Here is a 17,636-nt window from a genome sequence, read left to right as displayed (position 1 = left end):
TGCGCTGGAGCGCACTCCAGCACCTAGCGTCGTGAGCACCCGGCGCGGTACGGCCCGCCGCCCGCCCGGCGTCCCCCTCACGGGATGCCGGGCGGGCGATTCCGTCGCTAGATGGAGGAGGGGGTTCGTGCCGTACGGGTGGCCATGATCGAGTGCGGAAGGGCTGGACGATGCGAAAGCGCAACCTGCGGGATCTGACGGTTTCGAGTATCGGTCTCGGATGTATGGGAATGTCCGCGTTCTACGGCACGGCCGACGAGAAGGAGGGCATCGCCACCATCCACCGCGCCCGGGAACTGGGCATCGACTTCCTCGACACCGCCCAGATGTACGGGCCGCTCACCAACGAGTCCCTGGTCGGCGAGGCGATCCGGGGCCACCGCGACGACTACGTCCTCGCCACGAAGTTCAACTACCGGATGGACGACGCCGTACCCGGCGACATGTCCACCGTCGGCCCCCAGGACGGCTCGGCCGAACACGTGCACAGCTCCGTACGCGGCTCCCTGGAGCGCCTCGGCACCGACCACATCGACCTGTACTACCAGCACCGCGTCGACCCGAAGGTCCCCATCGAGGAGACGGTCGGCGCGCTGGCCGAGCTGGTCGCCGACGGCACGATCGGGCACATCGGCCTGAGCGAGGCGAGCGCGGAGACGCTGCGCCGGGCCAACGCCGTCCACCCCATCACGGCCGTACAGAGCGAGTACTCCCTGTGGTCCCGGGACGTCGAGGCCGAGGTGCTGCCGACCTGCCGCGAGCTGGGCATCGGCTTCGTCGCCTACTCCCCCCTCGGCCGCGGCTTCCTCGCCGGCCGCTTCTCCTCCCCCGACGAACTGGACCCCAACGACTGGCGCCGCCAGAACCCCCGCTTCACCGACGCCCACCTCGCGGCCAACCTCCGCCTGGTGGCCAAGGTCAAGGAGATCGCGGAAGAGAAGGGCGTCACCCCCGCCCAACTCGCCCTCGCCTGGGTCCTCGCCCAGGGCGACTTCATCGTCCCCATCCCCGGCACCAAGCGCCGCTCCTACCTCGAACAGAACGCGGCCGCCGTCGACATCGAGCTGACGCCGGAGGACCTGGCGCGCATCGACGCGGAGCTGCCGGAGGTGTCGGGCGAGCGGTACGACGAGGAGGGAATGCGGTCGGTGAACCGCTGACCGACGGCGGTCGGGGGCCCTGCCTGTCCGCTGGCGGGAAGCGGACGGCCAGGGCCTTCAGATCATCCGGGTGTTCGTAGGGTGATCCAGCCAGACGCGCTGGTCGTAAAGAAGCGGCCGTCCGGGCGCCCCGTGCCGGCCGGGGCAACACGGTCGCCGTCAGGATCGACTGGCGGGGCCGCGCAGAGGCCGCAAACGGCCCCGCCATTCTCCGGCGGGGCCGTTTCGTTGTTCAGCGGGTGGCGATGTCGAGCAGCTCCATCAGGCTGTCGATACGCCAGTCCGCTGCCTTCGCCGCGTCCCCGGACGTCCACAGGTTGCCCCACGGGCCCCGGCGCAGATGCGCGGTCCGCAGCCCGGCCGCGGCCGCAGGGATCACGTCGTTGGCGGGGTGGTCGCCGACGTAGAGGGTGCGGTCGGCGGGCGCCTGGGCGACATCGAGGACGCGGTGGAAGAACTCCGGCTCCGGCTTGGCCACCCCCCACTCCCCCGACGTCGCGATGACGTCGGCGGGCAGGTCGAGGCCGCGCAGCAGCTCCCCGGCGCGGGCGGTCTGGTTCCCGGCGATGACGACGCGGACCCCGGCCTGCCGGAGCGCGAAGAGCGCGGGCCGGACGTCGTCGTAGAGGTCGTCCTCGTCGAGCTGCTCGCCGCGGCCGGCGGCCTCCCTCGCGGCGTACTCGGCCGCCAGGTCGATGCCCGGACGGAGGAGACGCACGGCGTCAGCGTTGCCCCGGCCCTGCGCGACGACGGCTCCGACGAGGGCGGACAGGGTGTGGCGGGGTACGCCGAGCCAGTCGGCCCACGAACCCCAGTGCCGATCGTCTCGGGTGATGGTCTCGCCGACGTCCAGCACCACGGTGTCAATCACCCTGGCAGCCTACGGCCCGGCGGTTGTGCCCTCTCTGGCCGCACCGGCCCATTGGCCTAAGAAATCGAACACATGCTTGAATTCAGCCATGAGGCCGATTCCCAACGACCTGCTTCACGCGCAACAGGAGTGGCACGCCGCTTACCGCCAGCTCGCCGTCCGGCCGAGCACCGCGCTCCGCCGACAGCTCATCCGCCTGTCGGCGGAGGTGATGTTCCACCCGCACCGGCACGGCCGACGGGCGGGCTCCTGGGCGGCGCTGCACGGTGCACATCATGTCCGATCTGCCACCTGACCCACCCCGACCCCGGGCGATCCTGGCCCATCTCGACCGGCAGATCACGGACAACGACACCGTCGGCACCTACCTGCGCATCCGGCGCAACGCGGTACACAACGCCCTCGCACAGGCCGATCCGCCCACGCGGCAGCGGCCCGTACGCCGGGCAAAGGGCAGTCGTGGACCAGGCCCCGCCGCCGCCCATTCTTCGGCCGCGACCGGATACGTCGTCCAGCACAAGCGCACCCCGAACGGGCATGAACCCGCCATCATCCATCTGGCGACCTGCGTGGTGATCTCGGGCGCATCGGAGCCAGTCCGGGCCAACGAAGCGAGGGCCGCGCTCACCGAGCCGACGATCGAGCCGTGCACCGCCTGCCGACCGGATACGCCGCTGGGGATGGAGGAGGCGTAACCGTCATTACCTAGCTGGCGAGGGTGAGTTCGGTGCGGGCGCGGTGGAGGAACTCGGCTACGGGCCGTTCCCGGTTCCAGGGGGTCAGGGCGGCGGTGACGTCTGCGACGTAGTCACGGGCACGCACGGAGGCCACGCGACCGAGGATGTCGATGGCCCGATTCCCGAGGGCGAGGCCCTGGTCGAGGCTCCCCTCTTGGAGATGAGTGGTGGCGAGTACGGTCAGGCGTAGGCCGACGGAACGGGCGAAGCTGTCGGGGGACATGGCGGCGGCCTGCGTGTTCCAGCGCCAGGCCGCAGCAGGACTCCGCAAGTCGCGGTGAACTTCGACGGCGTCGGCGGAGAGCCGGGCGTGTGTGAAGTACCGAATCCAGGCGGGTTCGTCGGCGTCCTTCTCCGCCTGTTCCAGGCGGCGTTCGGAGGCGTCAAGCGCTGCGGCCGCGGCCCTGGCGTCGCTTGCCTTGGCGTGTGCGCGGGCCTCGATGAGCTTGGTGAATCCCAGGACCCGGTGGCCCGCACGGCCACGGGAGCGGTCGTAGGCGCCCTGCACCATGTCGATGGCCTCGTCGGGATAGCCCCGCAGCAGGGTTTGCAGCGCCATGTTGGCCATCACGTGGCAGCCGATGTCCACCGCGCCCCCTGCCTTGGCCATGCGCAGGGCCTGGACGAAGTGCCGCTGGGCGATGTCGTGGTGCCCGGCATCAACAGCGCTCCAGCCAGCGACTCGGGCGAGTTCGGCGGTCACGGAGAACAGGCCGCGTCCGATCTCGTCGCTGTAGGAGCCGTGCAGGAGCGGGGCGGCCCGGCGTGCCAGACAGCGGGTGACGGAGGAGGAGCGCCAGTTGCCGCCGCCGTACTTGGAGTCCCACCGTTGTGCCTCTTCCGCGGCCTGCCACAGTTCGGCCAGGTCCTCGCGGCCGACGAGCTGAGTGCCGCCGCGGTGGGCTGCGCCGGAGTCGACGGGCACACCGAGCCAGCGGGTGACGGGGACGCCGTAGTTGCCTACGGCAAAGGCGTGGCTGAGGAAGCGGCGGCGGTCCAGGTGTTCCACGGTGCTCCAGAAAGTGACGGCATGACGTACGGCCTCGGCGGTGTCCCGGGCGAAATCCAACCCCAGATCCTCCGCGTTCTCGCGCACGGTGCTCATGCCGATCTCGGCGACATCGAGCGGCCGGCCGAGGCGTTCGGCCAGCGCACGGGCGATAAGCGACGGCACCGGAGGCTTCGGAGTCATGCCCCGGCGGGTCCAGTTAACGACACTCGTATGGGTGTACCGAACGTCGAGCCCTGCTGTCCGGGCGAGTTCGTTCACCCGGCCGGCCAAGGCGTTCTGGCTCATGCCGCTCACGTTGAGCACGTGCTCCAGGGCGACGTTGGGGGGCTTGGCCCGGCGTTCGGTGGGAGCCATGACGAGACACCTCCTCGACGTCCCGGCCGGAGGCTCAGCCTGCCCGGAGCCGGGAGCAGCAGAGTAGGACCAACGCACGCACAGAATCGACGGTTTGCGAGTTGTGAGCCCCCCTTGTGAGCCTGCACAGTCCTAGGACTGCGGGCGTTTCCTAGTGCCATCCCACCGGCCAACAGGCACAGGAGGCACCATGAGCCCCACCCTGCTCACACCCACGCCCGCCCCCGAGACAGTCGTCGACGAACTCACCCCGGCCTACTACCTCTCCGGGGAGCAGCTCGGCCCGTACGTCACCGATCTGCTCGCCCGCTGCCGGAACGTCTTCAACATCAAGCCGGTCCTGACCGGCGACCTCGACAACCCGGCCGCCGCCGGACTGACCGACCGCAGCGGACTCGTCGAGGACGGCGCACACGTCACCGGCGACGTCATCGTCCAGCACGGCGCCCGCATCGAGGCCGGGGCCCGCGTGACCGGTCCGGTCCTTGTCTGCGAAGGCGCCGTCATCAGTGCGGGGGCGTACGTCCGCGACCACGTCGTGATCGGCCCCGGCACCCAGGTCGGGTTCGGCGCCGAGATCACCCGCAGCCTCCTCGGCGCCCACGTGTTCGCCAAGCACGCCGCCTTCATCGGTGACAGCGTCGTCGGCAGCGGGGTGAACTTCGGCGCCTTCTCGTCCACCACGGGCCTCCTCACGAACGACGGACCCGTCACCGAGCCCGCCGTGAAGGAGATCGTCGTCACCCTCGACGGCCGCAAGTACCCCACCGGTCAGACGAAGTTCGGGGCGGTCATCGGCGACGGCGTGACCCTGTCGGCCGGGACCGTCCTGTGCCCCGGCACGCTGATCGGCCCGCGCACCGTGATCTACCCGCGCACTCAGCTCGGCGGCTTCATGCCTGCTGGCTCTCGGGTCCGGTGAACGCCATGACCACCACCGCACAGCACGCGGACCATCAGGTCGTCGAGGTCACGGGCGGGCGGCCGCTCTCCGGCCGCGTGACCGTCCAGGGCAGCAAGAACATCGCCCTTCACCTGTACGCGGCCGCACTCCTGGCCGACACCCCTCTTCAGCTGCACGGGGCGCCCGACATCCTGGACACCGGGGTGTGCGCCGCCATCCTCACGCACACCGGTACCCACACCGTTGTGTGCGACGGCGACTTCGACGTGGCCCCGGCCGCGGTGCTGCGCCCGGTCGTGCACCACGAGCTGGGCGCGAAGGTCCGCACCACCGCCGTCCTTGCGGCCGCGATCCTGTCCCGCGCCGGGCAGGTCGACTTCCCAGTACCGGGCGGGGACGCCTTCTGCCCGCGTCTCATCGACCGGCACCTGGCCGCCATGGAAGCCGCAGGCGCCATCATCACCGTCGACGAGCACGGCCGGACCATCCACGCCGCCACGCCCCCCGGCGGCGGGCTGCGCCCGTTCCGCGTCGACGTCTCGACCCCCTACGGTCCTTCCCTCGGGGCGACGGTGACCGCGCTGCTGCTGGCCGCCCGCCTGCCAGGGGACAGCCTGATCACCAGCCCGAGCATTGAGCCGGAGGTCACCGAGACGATCCGCTTCCTCGCCGCGCGCGGTGTCCGCGCCGCCTGGGACGACGACGGCCTGCACATCCGTGGCACGAGCCGGATCGAGGGCGGAGAGTTCACCGTCGCCGGGGACCGGATCGAGGCCGCCACCATGATCATGGCCAGTGCTGTGACCTGTGGCACCATCGACCTGGACGGCATCACCCTGCCCCAGATCCCCGAAGGGCAGCGCCAGGTCTTCGCCGCCGCCGGACTGCACCTGACCGCCCACGAGGGCGGCATCCGGGCCGCCGTCGGCCGGGACGGACTGCGCGCCGTCCACGCACGAACGGGGCCTCATCCGGGACTCCCCACCGACACGGCCCCGCAGCTCGCCGCCATGCTGACCCTGGCCACCGGCACCAGCCACGTCTTCGAGGCCATCTACCCCCAGCGCGACACCCACGTGGCCCCGCTGCGCGCCTTCGGCGCGGACATCACGTCCACCGGCCAGGACATCCGCATCCACGGAGTCGCCCAGCTGAAGGCCGCCGACGTCCAGGCCGCGGACATCCGGGCTGTCACAGCTCTGCTACTGGCCGGACTCGCCGCGCAGGGCACTTCTACGATCCGCGGCATGTACCACCTGCGGCGCGGCTACGGCCACCTGCTGCCCAATTTGGTCACGCTGGGAGCCGCCATCACCACCACCCCCGGAGGCTCTTGATGCCCGCCATCCCGTTTACCACCGAAGACACCAACCGTCTCCAGGACACCCTCGAACAGGTCATCGCCGACGGCGCCACCCCCGGCGGCGTCCTCGCCCACGGAACCCTCGGCGACACCCCCCGGTTCCTGACCGCCGGCCGGATTGCCGCCGAGTGCGGCGACGCCGAACCCGACGAGCACACCCGGTACGACATCGCGTCCCTGACCAAGGTCGTCGCCACCTGGCTCCTGGTCGGCCGGGCCCTCCAGGAGGGCCTCCTCGACCTGGACGCCCCGATCCGGGACGCCCTGCCCCTCATGCACGGCGACACCCCCAGCGCCGAGGTCACCGCCCGCCAACTCCTCACCCACACCTCCGGGTTGCGCGCCTCCACGCGCCTCGACCACTACCGCAACGCCGAACTCCCACTGCACGAACTCCTCTGCCGCGAACCTCTCGACGACGCCCCCGGCCCGCACAGGTACATCAACCGCGGCTACATCCTGCTCGGCCTGGCCCTCCCACACCTCTACGGCCGCCGCCTCGACGAACTCGCGGCCGAGCTGTGGCAGTCGCTCGGCATGGACGCCACCGCGTACGGCCCCCTCGCCCGCACCCGGCAGGTAGCACCCACCGAGCAGCGCTTCACCGGCGCACCCCGCATCTGGGGCGCGGCCCACGACGACAACGCCGCGCTCCTCGGCGGAATCGCGGGCCACGCTGGCGTCTTCTCCACCACTGCCGACCTCGCCACCTACGCGCAGCGTCTGCTGTCGGCGCAGGCGGGCGGTGACGAGACCGCGCTCGGCCGGTGGCTGAACGCCAGCCTCGTCGCCCAGGCGCAGATCGAACCGGGCCTGGACCGGGGGCTGTCGTGGATTCTCGCCGACGGCGGGCGCGTCGCCTACCACCACGGCTTCACCGGGACCAGCCTCTACCTCTCCCCCGACACCGGCCGCTACCTCGTCCTCTGCACCAACGCCGTCTACCACGGCAACGCCCGCACCAAGATCGCCCCGCTGCGCTCCCTCGCGCTCAAGACGATCTCCGCCACCTGACGATCGGAGGCCCCCAATGGGTGAGTTCCTGGCCGACCACACCACGCTGAGACTCGGCGGACCTGCCGACCAATTCCTCACCCACACAGACCCCACCGCGTGGCCCGACCTCGCCCGAGCCCCACAGGGCGACGGCCAGACGCCGTTCGTGCTCGGCGGCGGGAGCAACACCCTCGCCGCCGACACCGGGGCACCCGGCACGGTGATCCGCATGGCCACCCGCGGCATCACTGCCCGCCCGCTCGGCCAGGACGGAGTTGAGGTCGTCGCCCAGGCCGGGGAGCCGCTCGGCTCCCTCGTGGCCTTCACCGTCGCCGAGGGCCTGTCCGGCGTCGAATACCTCGGCGGCATCCCCGGCACCGTCGGCGCCGCCCCCGTCCAGAACACCGGCGCCTACGGACAGCAGATATCCGACACCCTCACCAGCATCACCGCCCACGACTGGCAGCACGGCCACACCGTGGAACTGCTGCCTTCCGAGTGCGGGTTCGGCTACCGCAGCAGCATCTTCAAGTCCCGGCCGGGACGGTGGACCATCCTCACCGTCACGCTGCGGCTGAACCTCAGTCAGGTGGCCGCGCCCGTGTCGTACGGCCATCTGGCCGGAGCGCTCGACGTCCCGCTCGGCTCCCAACCACCCCTCGCGGAAGCCGCGTCCGGCGTGATCGCCGACCGCGAGACACGCGGCCTGACCCTGCCGGCCAGCGGTCCGGAGGCGCGCCAGGCCGGAAGCGCCTTCCTCAACCCGCCCGTCACCGACGAGCAGGCCGCCGCCGTACGCGCGGCGGGCGGACCCGTTCACACCGACATGCGGGGTGTCATGCGAGCCAGTTCCGGGTGGCTGCTGACTCAGTGCGGCTACCAACCCGGACTTCGCCTGGCCAACGGAGTGTTCTGCTCCGCCCACCGGGTGCTGACCGTGACGGTCCGTGATGGTGCCGCGTCCAGGGATGTGGCTCGGGTCCTGCACACGATGGCCTCACGCGTACTGAGCTCCACCGGGGTGCAGCTCCATCCGGAGATCGTGACGCTGGGCATGTGAGCCGGTCGGTCGGTCCGGCACCCTGTTCGGGGACGTTCGGACATGGCCCTCCGCAAACGCCAAGATGCCCCCGTCCCCTGCCGTGAGCAGGGGACGGGGGCATTGTGCGGGCCCAGCCCGGAAGGCGCCCTCAGCCGGGCCTCAGACGGGCCGCTCCCACGGCCAGCCTGCCTCCCGGCCACGGGACAGCAGGTCGACCATCGTGAACAGCTGGTCGGAGAACCCGCCGATCTCGTACCGGTTCGGCTGGCTGGTGTCGATGGCCGCCGGGCCCTTGGCGACGGCCGCCTGGCGGGCGTGCACGAACCCTGCGGCGCCGACGATGGCCGCCGACCGCATGTTGGCCGAGCTGCGCAGCCAGCCGAGCAGACCGGAGGTCCACGCGGGGTCCTCGACGGCGAGCTGGCCTACGAGCCGACGGTAGCGGTTGTCGCGGCCCTCGGCGCTCTCGTAGAAGCTCTGCTGGCCGACCATGTTCGTGACGGCGAGGAGGAACAGCTCGCTCTTCGCGTCGCGGACGTAGGCGGCGCCACCCTCGTGGGTGGCGGTGCGCTTGCCGGTCGTGGTAGCCGGGTCGCGCGCGGCCGGGCGCTGGGCCCGGGTGTTGAAGCGGGACATGGGAAAGCCTCCTCTGCTGGAGCTGGAGGAGGCGGTCAGCATGGGGCGCCCGAGATCAGGTCGGCGACGGTGACTTAGCGGACAGACGGGCCTTCTTGGCTCTACGAGGCGAACCACCGGTACCAGATGGGCGTCCCCACGCCCGCATGCCAGCTCTCGTAGGCGGCACGGCGCTGCTCGGGCGTGGTCAGCGACTCCTCGTGGGTGAGCCAGTCGAGGTACCACTCGGCGAAGGTCGCGGGCCGGCGGTCGTCGTTGAGCAACGGGTTGAGGCGATCGGATGTCGCCCGGCCGTCGAACCACATGGTCCCCCGCATGGGCCCGCTGACCACGAGAAGCGTGGCGAAGCCGCAGCCGTCGTCGTGGAGGAAGACCGCCCCGGTGACCCGAGCGGCTTCGAGTTCGTCCGCGGCCTCCTGCCAGGCGTCGTACTGGACTTGGTAGGCCGCGTCGGACGGGTGGTCCTCCCGTTTCGGCTGGCGCTCCCACGCGTCCTCGCTCGCCGCCAGCGCGACGTCCTGGTCGGGAAACGGGACATACAGCTTCTCGTGGTCCCAGAACCCAGCGCCTTCCCAGTCCCAGCGCGCCCCGTCGCTCCGCAGCCTCCGAACCCGGCCGCCCGCGCTGACCCGCAGCAGGTACTGGCGGTAGTCCTCGGGGAACTCCACGCCGAACCGTTCCTCGGCCTGGCGTACCTGCACCTCGCTCAGGACCTCCGGAAGCTCCTGTCCGCCGAGACCCGTACCTTGCCGCGTATAGAGGGCGGCGGTCCGATCGCGCACCTCGTCCCAGTTCACTGCGTGCATGCCCGGCAAGACAGCCGGTCGGCCGACAGCCGCGTCGGTCCAGGTGAGGGAACTTCCGACCGGCGTGCGACGACATGCCGCAGCCCCGCTCCTGGCGCACCCTGAAGGAATGAGGTTGGGGTGGTGGCCCGCGGGGATGCGGCGGTCGGTGCGGTCGGCGCATGCGTTGCTGTTGTTGCCGGTGGCGTTGATCGTGGCGATCACGGTGGTGGACGTGCGGGCGCCGGCGGATGTGCATCTGGGGCCGGCGCTGGTGATCGCGCCGGCGCTCACGCCGTCGCTGGCCGGGCCCAGGACCACGGCGTTCGTGGGGGCGCTCGCGCTGGCCGCGCAGGCGCTCATCGGGTACCAGCACGGGGGTATCGGCACCACGAACCACATCGTGCAGCTCGTGACGCTGGCCGTGCTGTGCGTGATCCTGGTCGTCTACAGCGTCGTGCGGGAGCGGCGCACGGCGCAGCTGGCGCAGGTCCGCAGTGTCGCCGAGGCCGCGCAGCACGTGCTGATGTGGCCGTTGCCCGAACAGATCGGTCCGCTGCGGATCGCCTCGCTGTATCTCGCGGCCGAGGACGAGGCGCAGATCGGCGGTGATCTGTACGCGGTGACGCCGGGCGAGGGGGCCGTACGGGTCCTGATCGGGGACGTACGCGGCAAGGGGCTTCCGGCGATCGGGGAGGCCGCGCTGCTGCTCGGGGCGTTCCGGGAGAGCGCGCACCGGCACATGCCGCTCGGGGAGCTGGCCACGGCACTCGACCGGAGCATCACGCGGTACGCCGCCGAGCTGGACACCCCGGAGGAGGCGGGCGAGCGCTTCGCGACGGCGCTGCTGGTGGAGATCCCGGAGGGCGACTCGATCACCCTGATGACCAGCTGCGGCCATCCTCCCCCGCTGCTGCTGAGCCCCGGCCACCACGTCACGGTCCCGAGCCTGCACCCCTCCCCGCCCCTCGGTGTCCACGGCGACGCCGACCACACGGTGGACGCGTTCGCCCTCACCCCCGGCGACACCCTTCTCCTCTATACGGACGGTGTGATCGAGGCCCGCGACGCCCAGGGCCGCTTCTACCCCCTGGCCGAACGTGTCGCCCGCTGGACCGACGACACCCCGGAGGCGCTGGTGCACCATCTGCGCCGCGACCTTCTCGCCCACGCGGGCGGCCGCCTCGGAGACGATGCGGCCCTCGTCGCCGTACACCGGGCCCCGGCCGACCATCATCGGCATCACCATGGATGGGCACACCATAGGTAACCGGCTCGTCCAGGACATCCCATACATAGAGCCCGCACACATAAGGTTCCGCACACATAAGGTCCCGCACACATAGGGCCCCCACGCATAGGGCCCGCACACAGCACCGCCCACGGCCCCCACCCCCCCTCGGCAGGCGCGATGCCCGCCGCTGGCGGACTCTGGAGGGGCCCCGCTCATCGCCTCCGTGTGACCTGCGAGCACCGAACATGATCACCGATACGACCGGCGCCACCCCTTCGGGGACCGGGCAGACCGCCTGCTCGAAATCCCTGCACACCCCACTGCGGGACTTCCTGCGCACCGAGACCGGCAGCGCGCTCGTGCTGGTGGTGGCCGTGCTCGCCGCGCTGGTGTGGGCAGGTCTCGCGCCGGGTGTCTACGAGGACGCCTGGACGACGCGGCTGTCCGTCAGCGCGGGCTCCGCCGGGCTCGGCCTGGACCTGCGCGGCTGGATCAACAGCGGCCTGATGGCCCTGTTCTTCTTCGTGGTCGGTCTGGAGGCGCGCCGCGAGTTCGACATGGGCGAGCTGCGCGAGCGCCGCCGGGTCGCACTGCCCCTGGCCGCGGGCCTCATGGGGATGCTCGTACCCGTGCTGATCTTCCTGGCCTTCGCCGGAGGGAACGGCGCCGGTCACGGGTGGGGCGCGGCGATGTCCACGGACACCGCGTTCGCGCTCGGGACGCTGGCCCTGCTCGGCAGGCGCCTGCCGTCGGCGCTGCGCACCTTCCTGCTGACCGTGTCCGTGGTCGACGACTTCGTCGCCCTCGCGGTCATCGCCTTCGCCTACAGCGGCAGCATCTCCTGGCCCGCGCTCCTCGCCGCCGCGGCCGTCTTCGCGGTGGTGCTGTTCCTGCGCAGGATCGGCGTCCGCAACGGCGTGGTCTACGCGGTGGCGGCGGCCTGTGTCTGGGTGGCGCTGCTGGAGTCGGGCATCGATCCCGTCGTCACCGGTCTGGCATTCGGGCTGCTCACCTACGCCTACCCCGCCTCGCGCAGCGAACTGGAGCGGGCCACCGGACTGTTCCGGCTCTTCAGGGAGCAGCCCACCCCGGAGCTGGAGCGGAACCTGCGCCAGGGTCTGGCCGCCGCGATCTCGCCGAACGAGCGGCTCCAGCAACTCTTCCACCCGTGGACGAGCTACGTCATCGTGCCCCTGTTCGCCCTGGCCAACGCGGGCATCCATGTGAGCTGGTCCGGGCTCGTCCACAGCCTCGGCTCACCGGTCACCCTCGGCATCCTGATCGCCTACGTCGTGGGCAAGCCGCTGGGCATCTTCGTGGCCGAGTTCGTCACCACCCGGGTGAGCCGTGGACGGCTGCGTCCGCAGGTCGGCTGGGGTTCGGTCCTCGCGGGCGGCACGGCGGCCGGGGTCGGCTTCACCGTCTCCCTGCTGATCGCCACGCTCGCCTTCACCGGCCAGGAGCTGACCCAGGCCAAGGTCGGCGTCCTCGCCACCGTGCCGGTCTCCCTCGTACTGACCTGGGTGGTCACCGGCCTCGTCCACACGCTGCCGCGCATCGGCCGCTCCCGGGCGCTGCTGGGGACGGCCGAGGGCATCACCGACCTCGCCGTCCCCGTGGACCGGGACCGCGATCATGTGCGCGGCCCGCTCGACGCCCCGGTCACCGTGGTCGAGTACGGCGACTTCGAGTGCCCGTACTGCGGCCAGGCCGAGCCCGCCCTGCGCGACCTGCTCGCGGACGTCCACGACGTCAGCTACGTATGGCGCCATCTGCCGCTGCACGACGTGCACCCCCATGCCCAGTTGGCCGCCGAGGCCACGGAGGCGGCGGCCCGGCAGGACGCCTTCTGGCCCATGCACGACGTCCTCCTCACCCACCAGGGCGCCCTGCGCATTTCCGATCTGCTGCGCTACGCCGAGGAGTTGGGCCTCGACACCGACCGCTTCGAACGGGACCTGCGCACCCACGCGGGGGCCGCCCGGGTGGCCGAGGACGTCGAGTCGGCCGACCTCAGCGGGGTCGCGGGGACACCGACCTTCTTCGTCAACGGCCGCCTGTACCGCGGCACCTACGACTTGAGCGGTCTCGCCGAGGCGGTCCGCAGTGCCCGGGAGCGCGCCGCCGTCAGCGCACCTGCTTCAGGTCGGTGATCTTGCGGGACGTGAGGTCCGACTGGACGTCGATGGAGGTGGTCTCCGGGTGCTTGCCGTCGCCCCACGTCAGTGTGACGCGGGTCGTGGCGTGGCCCATGCCCGAGCCGCTGTAGGCGGCCTTCCACTTCACGGGGGTGTTCTGGGCGAAGAGGACGCCGTCGGCGTGGTTCTTGCGCTCCCAGGCGGCGATCTTCTTGCGTGCGGAGGCCGAGAGGTAGAAGTTCCGCAGGGCCTTGGCATCGGCGGCGCTCGCCGGGTCCTCGCCGTCCCAGACGGCGTCGATGTAGGCGCCGTAGAAGTCGGCCACGCGCTGGGTGACGTTGCGGGGGTCGCCCTGGGCGGTCGTGACGGCGGCGGGGCGGGCGGATGCCGGGGCAGTCGTGTGGGAGGTGTCCGCGAGGGCGGGGGCCACGGCGGCGAGGACCAGGCCCGCGCCGAGGACGACGGTGGTCAGCGGTGTCAGTGGGTTGCGGAGGGACATGTGACTGATTCACCCTGTTTTCTACGAGACCGGGCCGATCCCGGCCGTTGACGCACCGTAAGACCACGAATGCCGCTTCCCGGTTCCCGTATCCCGTCTCCTTCGCCTTCATGTCCCCCGCCCGGCGCAGCCGCCCCGCTCAGTCGGCCGCCGTGAACGCCAGTACCGCGTTCTGGCCGCCGAAGCCGAACGAGCTGCTGATGGCCGCACGCATCTCCTGCGGGCGGGGCGCCTTGGAGACGATGTCCAGGTCGATCGCCGGGTCCTGGGTGTGCAGGTTGGCGGTCGGCGGGATGAGCTGGTGGCGCAGGGTGAGGACCGTGCAGGCGGCCTCGATGGCGCCCGCGCCGCCGATGGCGTGGCCGATGGTGCCCTTGACGGCGGTGACGGGCGGCGGGCGGCGGAAGACCTGGTGCAGGGCGTTGTGTTCGGCGAGGTCGCCCTGGGGGGTGGAGGTGCCGTGGGCGTTGACGTGGTCGACGTCCTCGGGGGCGAGTCCGGCGTCCGTGAGGGCGGCCCGGATGGCGCGGGCGGCGCCGTCGCCGCCGGGGTGCGGGGCGGTGAAGTGGTGGGCGTCGCAGGAGGCGCCGAATCCGGAGACGTAGGCGGCGGGGCGGGCGCCCCGGGCGCGGGCGTCCTCGGCGCGCTCCAGGACGAGGACGGCGGCGCCCTCGCCGAGCACGAAGCCGTCGCGGTCGCGGTCGAAGGGGCGGGACGCCTCGTGCGGGGCCTCCGTACGACGGGACAGCGCGCGCATCTGGGCGAAGCAGGCGGCGGTCATGGGCAGTCGGGCCGATTCGCTGCCCCCGGCGAGGACCAGGTCGCAGGCGCCGGAGAGCAGCCAGTCGCGGGCGAGTCCGATCGCGCTGGTGCCGGAGGCGCAGGCGGTGCTGACGACCATGTTGGGGCCGGTGACCCCGAGGTCGAGGGCGATCTCGGCGGCGGCCATGTTGGGCACGCTGCGCGGCAGCGCGAGCGGGGAGACCCGGTCGGGCACCTGGTCCGCGAGCCGGTCGAACTCGGCCTGCCAGCCCTGCATGGAGCCGGTGCCCACCCCCATGACGACGCCGACCCGGGTGGCCTCCCAGCCGTCGGGGCCGGTCCGGGCGTCGGCCACGGCCTCGCGCGCGGCGAGCAGCGCGAAGGTGGTGAAACGGTCGAGGCGGCGGCTGAGCCGGTGGCCGAGCAGTCCGGCCGCGTCGAGTTCGGGGACCTGGCAGGAGAACGCCACCGGCAGCCCGTCCAGGCCCGGATCGGCGGTCGCCGTGGAGAGCCCGGCGCAGAGACCGTCCCAGGCGGCGTCCCTGCCGACTCCGGCCGGCGTGACCAGTCCGAGTCCGGTGACGGCCACGGGGGGACGCCGGTTCATGTCACCTGATTTCACGAGCTGCATGTGCCGTGATTATGCGGACCCTTGGCGCCCGGGCCGCCGCGCCACACTCGTTCGGCCGAGGACGGTTCCCGCTACCACCCGTATGCGCGAACGCGGCGCGGCTCGGGCGGTGGCGCTCATGCGGATGCCGCTCAGGTGATGCCGTCGTACGACCGGGGTTCGGCGGCGGGAGGCCGTCCCGGCAGGCCGCTCGGCCGTCCCGCGCGACCGCTCGACCGACCCGTCCGGTCCGTCCGGTCCGTCGGTGCGGCGTCCGGTCTCGGGTGCGCGGCGAGCAACACGGAAGCGGCGGCGCGGAGTTGGCGGGCCGCCCGGCGGCAGGCCGCCGCCTGACGGGTCAGGGCGGGGCGGGTGTGCGCGGGGGCGGGGGAACAGGCGGCCACGGCCTGGGCGGTGGCGACGAGGCGGCGGGCGTATCCGTCCATCAGCTCGGCGTCCGCGCGCAACCCGGCTGCCCGGTCGAGGAGTTCGGCCGCGCGCGGCGTCGTACGGGGGGACTCGGTCACCATGGCTGCTCCCGGTCGCGTGGGTCGGTCACGTGGGTCGGTCGCGTCTCGGTCGTGAGGTCGCGGGGCGGGCTCAGCGCGGCAGCACCGTCCCCGCACCGCGGTGGACCATGGACTGTGGGCAGGACAGCACGAACAGCGGCCGCGCCCCGTCGGCGCCGAGCTTGCGCAGTTGCCCGGACATGGGTTCGGCGGCGGAGGTGTCCAGGCGCAGCCGCAGCCCCGTCCCGAGGTGCAGCCGGGGGCGGCCGCTGGTGCGGACCAGGGTGCGTACGGTGCTCTCGCCGCGCCTGCCGTAGAGGACCCAGTCGGCCTCGGGGCAGCGGACGCCCGGACCGAGGCGGCCCTCGACGGTGACGCCGATGTCCGGTGCGGAGAACCGGATATGACGTCCCATCAGATCGGCCTCGGCGGGGGCGCGCAGCGCGGGCAGGCCCCAGATCTCCCGCGCGACCACCTGGGCCTCCTCGCTGGTGACGGCGAGCGAGAGGACGTACCGGCCGGTGCGGCGCAGGTCGGCGCGGCGCAGCAGGTCGGTGGCGAGGTCGAGGGGGCGGGGCCGCCACAGGTCGTCGACCAGCACCGACAGGACGATCTCGGTGTAGGGGCCGATGGTGGAGCTGCGGTGCTCGTACAGGGACAGCACCGCGATCGCGCGCCGTGCCGGTGTGCTCGGCCGCATCCAGGCGACGTGGGGCAGCAGCGCGCGTACGGCCTCGGCGTCGGCGGGGAAGCACAGATGGGCCGAGGAGGAGTCGTGGTAGCGCACCGGCAGCGCGACCGGGCCCCGGGTGGTGGTGAGGGACGTGGTGGGCAGCGTGAGGAAGGGGTGGCCGTCGGGCGGATGGGCGCGGTTCTTCAGACGGTACGCCTGGGTGCGCACGACGGGCCCCTGGTACGGCGCGAGCGCGCGGTCGATGTCGTCGCGTACGGCGGGGGCGGTGGTGCGCAGGTGCTCCAGGTAGCCGCGCAGTGTGTGGGAGCGGGGGAACTCCCTTGCCGTACCGGCGAATTCGGCCTCGTAGCGGTTCGGGTGGGCCTCGGAGGCGCGGCCCCGGCCCTCGGGGGCGGGGACGATGTCGTGTTCGTCGGTGACGCGGGCGACCCAGGTGCGCGCGTCGGCGGGTTTGCCGCGATGGGGCGGCGAGCCGACGGCGATGACGTGGGTGACCCGGTAGGTGGCGCAGAACTCGGGGTCCTGGGCGAGGTTGAGCAGCGCGGTACCGCCCTCGCCGTGGCCGATCAGCGCGAGGTCGGCGCCGCGCGGGATGCCGTGGTCCTCGACGGCGGGCAGCAGGGCGCGGGTGTAGGGCGAGCCGGGCGTGAACTGCTCCTGCCAGGCGCCGAGTACGTCGGGCGGTGAGTCGTCGCGGGGGCGGCCGGGGGCGGTGCCGGGGGCCTGGACGACGTAGCGGACGACGCCGTCGGGGCCGCGCACGTTCTGCACGAGGACGCGTCCGGCGCAGGAGAGCGTCTCGATGTTGCGCAGGAAGCCGAGGAAGGAGCCTTCGGTGGCGATGGTCTGCCGTTCCTGGTCGGTGAGGGCGGTGGCCTCGGCCGCCGCGTCGCCGGGTCCGCTCGCCGGTCCGCCCTCGGGGTCGCCCGCACGGTCCTCCGGTTCGGCGTCCAACAGGGCGCGTACGGGCGGCAGTTCGGTCATCAGGGCGGTGAGTCCGGCCAGGGAGCGCTGGGCGTCCGGGTCGCGGAACAGGCCGCGCAGGGCGCGTACGGCGTCCCGGTCGCGGTGGGCGGTGAGGGCGCGGCGGAGTCTGCGGACGCCGGGTTCGCGGGCGAGTTCGGGGTGGCCGGTGAGGAGGGCGGCGGTCCGCAGTCGCAGCGCGGTGACGGCCGCCCTTGCCGCCAGGTTCTCCGCGCCGAGGGTACGGGCACCCGCGCCGAGCATCCGGGCGAGACCCCGGGCGTCCCGGCCGGGCGGGACACCGAGGCCCCAGCGGTCCGTCAGCGCCCGCAGCAGCGCGGCGCGGGCGGCCGGGGAGAGGCGACTG

Annotated in this window: 17 protein-coding genes; 9 read left to right on the top strand and 8 right to left on the bottom strand. The window is 72.3% G+C overall.

The features are described from left to right. Positions 1-170 precede the first annotated feature (170 nt). Positions 171-1,160, top strand: coding sequence for an aldo/keto reductase (locus tag GTW40_RS10725; protein WP_161179938.1), 990 nt, complete (start codon positions 171-173; stop codon positions 1,158-1,160). A 232-nt stretch (positions 1,161-1,392) separates the two neighbouring features. On the opposite strand, the gene GTW40_RS10720 is transcribed toward GTW40_RS10725, so the two are convergent. Next, positions 1,393-2,031, bottom strand: coding sequence for an HAD family hydrolase (locus tag GTW40_RS10720; protein ID WP_161179937.1), 639 nt, complete (start codon positions 2,029-2,031; stop codon positions 1,393-1,395). A gap of 88 nt (positions 2,032-2,119) precedes the next feature. Here GTW40_RS10720 and GTW40_RS10715 point away from each other — a divergent pair, with 88 nt between their 5' ends. Together GTW40_RS10715 and GTW40_RS10710 are read left to right on the top strand one after the other, a co-directional pair. Then, positions 2,120-2,326, top strand: a complete 207-nt coding sequence (locus GTW40_RS10715; RefSeq protein ID WP_161179936.1) for a hypothetical protein — start codon at positions 2,120-2,122, stop codon at positions 2,324-2,326. Continuing rightward, entirely contained in the window at positions 2,307-2,726 is a 420-nt protein-coding gene (locus GTW40_RS10710) for a DUF6233 domain-containing protein (protein WP_161179935.1), read from the top strand. The genes GTW40_RS10715 and GTW40_RS10710 overlap by 20 nt, the downstream gene beginning before the upstream one ends. Positions 2,727-2,736: 10 nt before the next feature. On the opposite strand, the gene GTW40_RS10705 is transcribed toward GTW40_RS10710, so the two are convergent. Beyond that, on the bottom strand, positions 2,737-4,134 hold the full coding sequence (locus GTW40_RS10705; RefSeq protein ID WP_161179934.1) for a sporulation protein: 1,398 nt from the start codon (positions 4,132-4,134) through the stop codon (positions 2,737-2,739). 190 nt (positions 4,135-4,324) lie between these two features. On the opposite strand from GTW40_RS10705, the gene GTW40_RS10700 reads away from it, so the two are divergent. The 4 genes from GTW40_RS10700 to GTW40_RS10685 are packed head-to-tail and all read left to right on the top strand — an operon-like array spanning position 4,325 to position 8,457. After that, a complete protein-coding gene (locus GTW40_RS10700) occupies positions 4,325-5,056 on the top strand; it encodes a hypothetical protein (protein WP_161179933.1) in 732 nt (243 codons plus the stop codon). A gap of 5 nt (positions 5,057-5,061) precedes the next feature. Then, a complete protein-coding gene (locus tag GTW40_RS10695) occupies positions 5,062-6,375 on the top strand; it encodes a UDP-N-acetylglucosamine 1-carboxyvinyltransferase (protein WP_161179932.1) in 1,314 nt (437 codons plus the stop codon). Continuing rightward, positions 6,375-7,415 (top strand): serine hydrolase domain-containing protein, encoded by a 1,041-nt coding sequence (locus GTW40_RS10690; protein WP_161179931.1) that lies wholly within the window; start codon positions 6,375-6,377, stop codon positions 7,413-7,415. The genes GTW40_RS10695 and GTW40_RS10690 overlap by 1 nt, the downstream gene beginning before the upstream one ends. A 16-nt stretch (positions 7,416-7,431) precedes the next feature. Next, positions 7,432-8,457 (top strand): UDP-N-acetylmuramate dehydrogenase, encoded by a 1,026-nt coding sequence (locus tag GTW40_RS10685; RefSeq protein ID WP_161179930.1) that lies wholly within the window; start codon positions 7,432-7,434, stop codon positions 8,455-8,457. A 141-nt stretch (positions 8,458-8,598) separates the two neighbouring features. Here the strand turns inward: GTW40_RS10685 and GTW40_RS10680 are convergent, their stop codons facing one another. After that, positions 8,599-9,075, bottom strand: coding sequence for a hypothetical protein (locus tag GTW40_RS10680; protein ID WP_161179929.1), 477 nt, complete (start codon positions 9,073-9,075; stop codon positions 8,599-8,601). A 101-nt stretch (positions 9,076-9,176) separates the two neighbouring features. Then, positions 9,177-9,881: an SMI1/KNR4 family protein gene (locus tag GTW40_RS10675; protein ID WP_161179928.1), complete on the bottom strand. Its 705-nt coding sequence runs from the start codon at positions 9,879-9,881 to the stop codon at positions 9,177-9,179. Between the two features lie 136 nt (positions 9,882-10,017). Here GTW40_RS10675 and GTW40_RS10670 point away from each other — a divergent pair, with 136 nt between their 5' ends. Then, a complete protein-coding gene (locus tag GTW40_RS10670) occupies positions 10,018-11,130 on the top strand; it encodes a PP2C family protein-serine/threonine phosphatase (RefSeq protein WP_237525446.1) in 1,113 nt (370 codons plus the stop codon). A 209-nt stretch (positions 11,131-11,339) separates the two neighbouring features. Next, positions 11,340-13,247 (top strand): Na+/H+ antiporter NhaA, encoded by a 1,908-nt coding sequence (gene nhaA / locus GTW40_RS10665; protein ID WP_161179926.1) that lies wholly within the window; start codon positions 11,340-11,342, stop codon positions 13,245-13,247. On the opposite strand, the gene GTW40_RS10660 is transcribed toward nhaA, so the two are convergent. The 4 genes from GTW40_RS10660 to GTW40_RS10645 form a co-directional block, all read right to left on the bottom strand. Further along, complete coding sequence (locus tag GTW40_RS10660) at positions 13,222-13,731, bottom strand: hypothetical protein (protein WP_161179925.1); 510 nt, start codon at positions 13,729-13,731, stop codon at positions 13,222-13,224. The genes nhaA and GTW40_RS10660 overlap by 26 nt on opposite strands. A gap of 139 nt (positions 13,732-13,870) precedes the next feature. Continuing rightward, a complete protein-coding gene (locus GTW40_RS10655; protein WP_161179924.1) occupies positions 13,871-15,100 on the bottom strand; it encodes a beta-ketoacyl-[acyl-carrier-protein] synthase family protein in 1,230 nt (409 codons plus the stop codon). Positions 15,101-15,255: 155 nt separating this feature from the next. Next, complete coding sequence (locus tag GTW40_RS10650) at positions 15,256-15,633, bottom strand: hypothetical protein (RefSeq protein WP_161179923.1); 378 nt, start codon at positions 15,631-15,633, stop codon at positions 15,256-15,258. Between the two features lie 70 nt (positions 15,634-15,703). Then, positions 15,704-17,636 (bottom strand): acetoacetate decarboxylase family protein (locus tag GTW40_RS10645; protein WP_161179922.1); only part of this gene is annotated, 1,933 nt, incomplete at its 5' end.

The organism is Streptomyces sp. SID4985, from assembly GCF_009863025.1.
Classification (GTDB): Bacteria; Actinomycetota; Actinomycetes; order Streptomycetales; family Streptomycetaceae; genus Streptomyces.
This window is presented reverse-complemented; position numbering and strand designations above follow the sequence as displayed.

Excerpts from the sequence above, each read along its gene's own strand:
- GTW40_RS10725 (WP_161179938.1), top strand. The coding sequence starts at position 171 with ATGCGAAAGCGCAACCTGCGGGATCTGACGGTTTCGAGTATCGGTCTC.
- GTW40_RS10715 (WP_161179936.1), top strand. The coding sequence starts at position 2,120 with ATGAGGCCGATTCCCAACGACCTGCTTCACGCGCAACAGGAGTGGCAC.
- GTW40_RS10710 (WP_161179935.1), top strand. The coding sequence starts at position 2,307 with ATGTCCGATCTGCCACCTGACCCACCCCGACCCCGGGCGATCCTGGCC.
- GTW40_RS10705 (WP_161179934.1), bottom strand. The coding sequence starts at position 4,134 with ATGGCTCCCACCGAACGCCGGGCCAAGCCCCCCAACGTCGCCCTGGAG.
- GTW40_RS10700 (WP_161179933.1), top strand. The coding sequence starts at position 4,325 with ATGAGCCCCACCCTGCTCACACCCACGCCCGCCCCCGAGACAGTCGTC.
- GTW40_RS10695 (WP_161179932.1), top strand. The coding sequence starts at position 5,062 with ATGACCACCACCGCACAGCACGCGGACCATCAGGTCGTCGAGGTCACG.
- GTW40_RS10690 (WP_161179931.1), top strand. The coding sequence starts at position 6,375 with ATGCCCGCCATCCCGTTTACCACCGAAGACACCAACCGTCTCCAGGAC.
- GTW40_RS10685 (WP_161179930.1), top strand. The coding sequence starts at position 7,432 with ATGGGTGAGTTCCTGGCCGACCACACCACGCTGAGACTCGGCGGACCT.
- GTW40_RS10680 (WP_161179929.1), bottom strand. The coding sequence starts at position 9,075 with ATGTCCCGCTTCAACACCCGGGCCCAGCGCCCGGCCGCGCGCGACCCG.
- GTW40_RS10675 (WP_161179928.1), bottom strand. The coding sequence starts at position 9,881 with ATGCACGCAGTGAACTGGGACGAGGTGCGCGATCGGACCGCCGCCCTC.
- GTW40_RS10670 (WP_237525446.1), top strand. The coding sequence starts at position 10,018 with ATGCGGCGGTCGGTGCGGTCGGCGCATGCGTTGCTGTTGTTGCCGGTG.
- nhaA (WP_161179926.1), top strand. The coding sequence starts at position 11,340 with ATGATCACCGATACGACCGGCGCCACCCCTTCGGGGACCGGGCAGACC.
- GTW40_RS10660 (WP_161179925.1), bottom strand. The coding sequence starts at position 13,731 with ATGTCCCTCCGCAACCCACTGACACCGCTGACCACCGTCGTCCTCGGC.
- GTW40_RS10655 (WP_161179924.1), bottom strand. The coding sequence starts at position 15,100 with ATGAACCGGCGTCCCCCCGTGGCCGTCACCGGACTCGGACTGGTCACG.
- GTW40_RS10650 (WP_161179923.1), bottom strand. The coding sequence starts at position 15,633 with ATGGTGACCGAGTCCCCCCGTACGACGCCGCGCGCGGCCGAACTCCTC.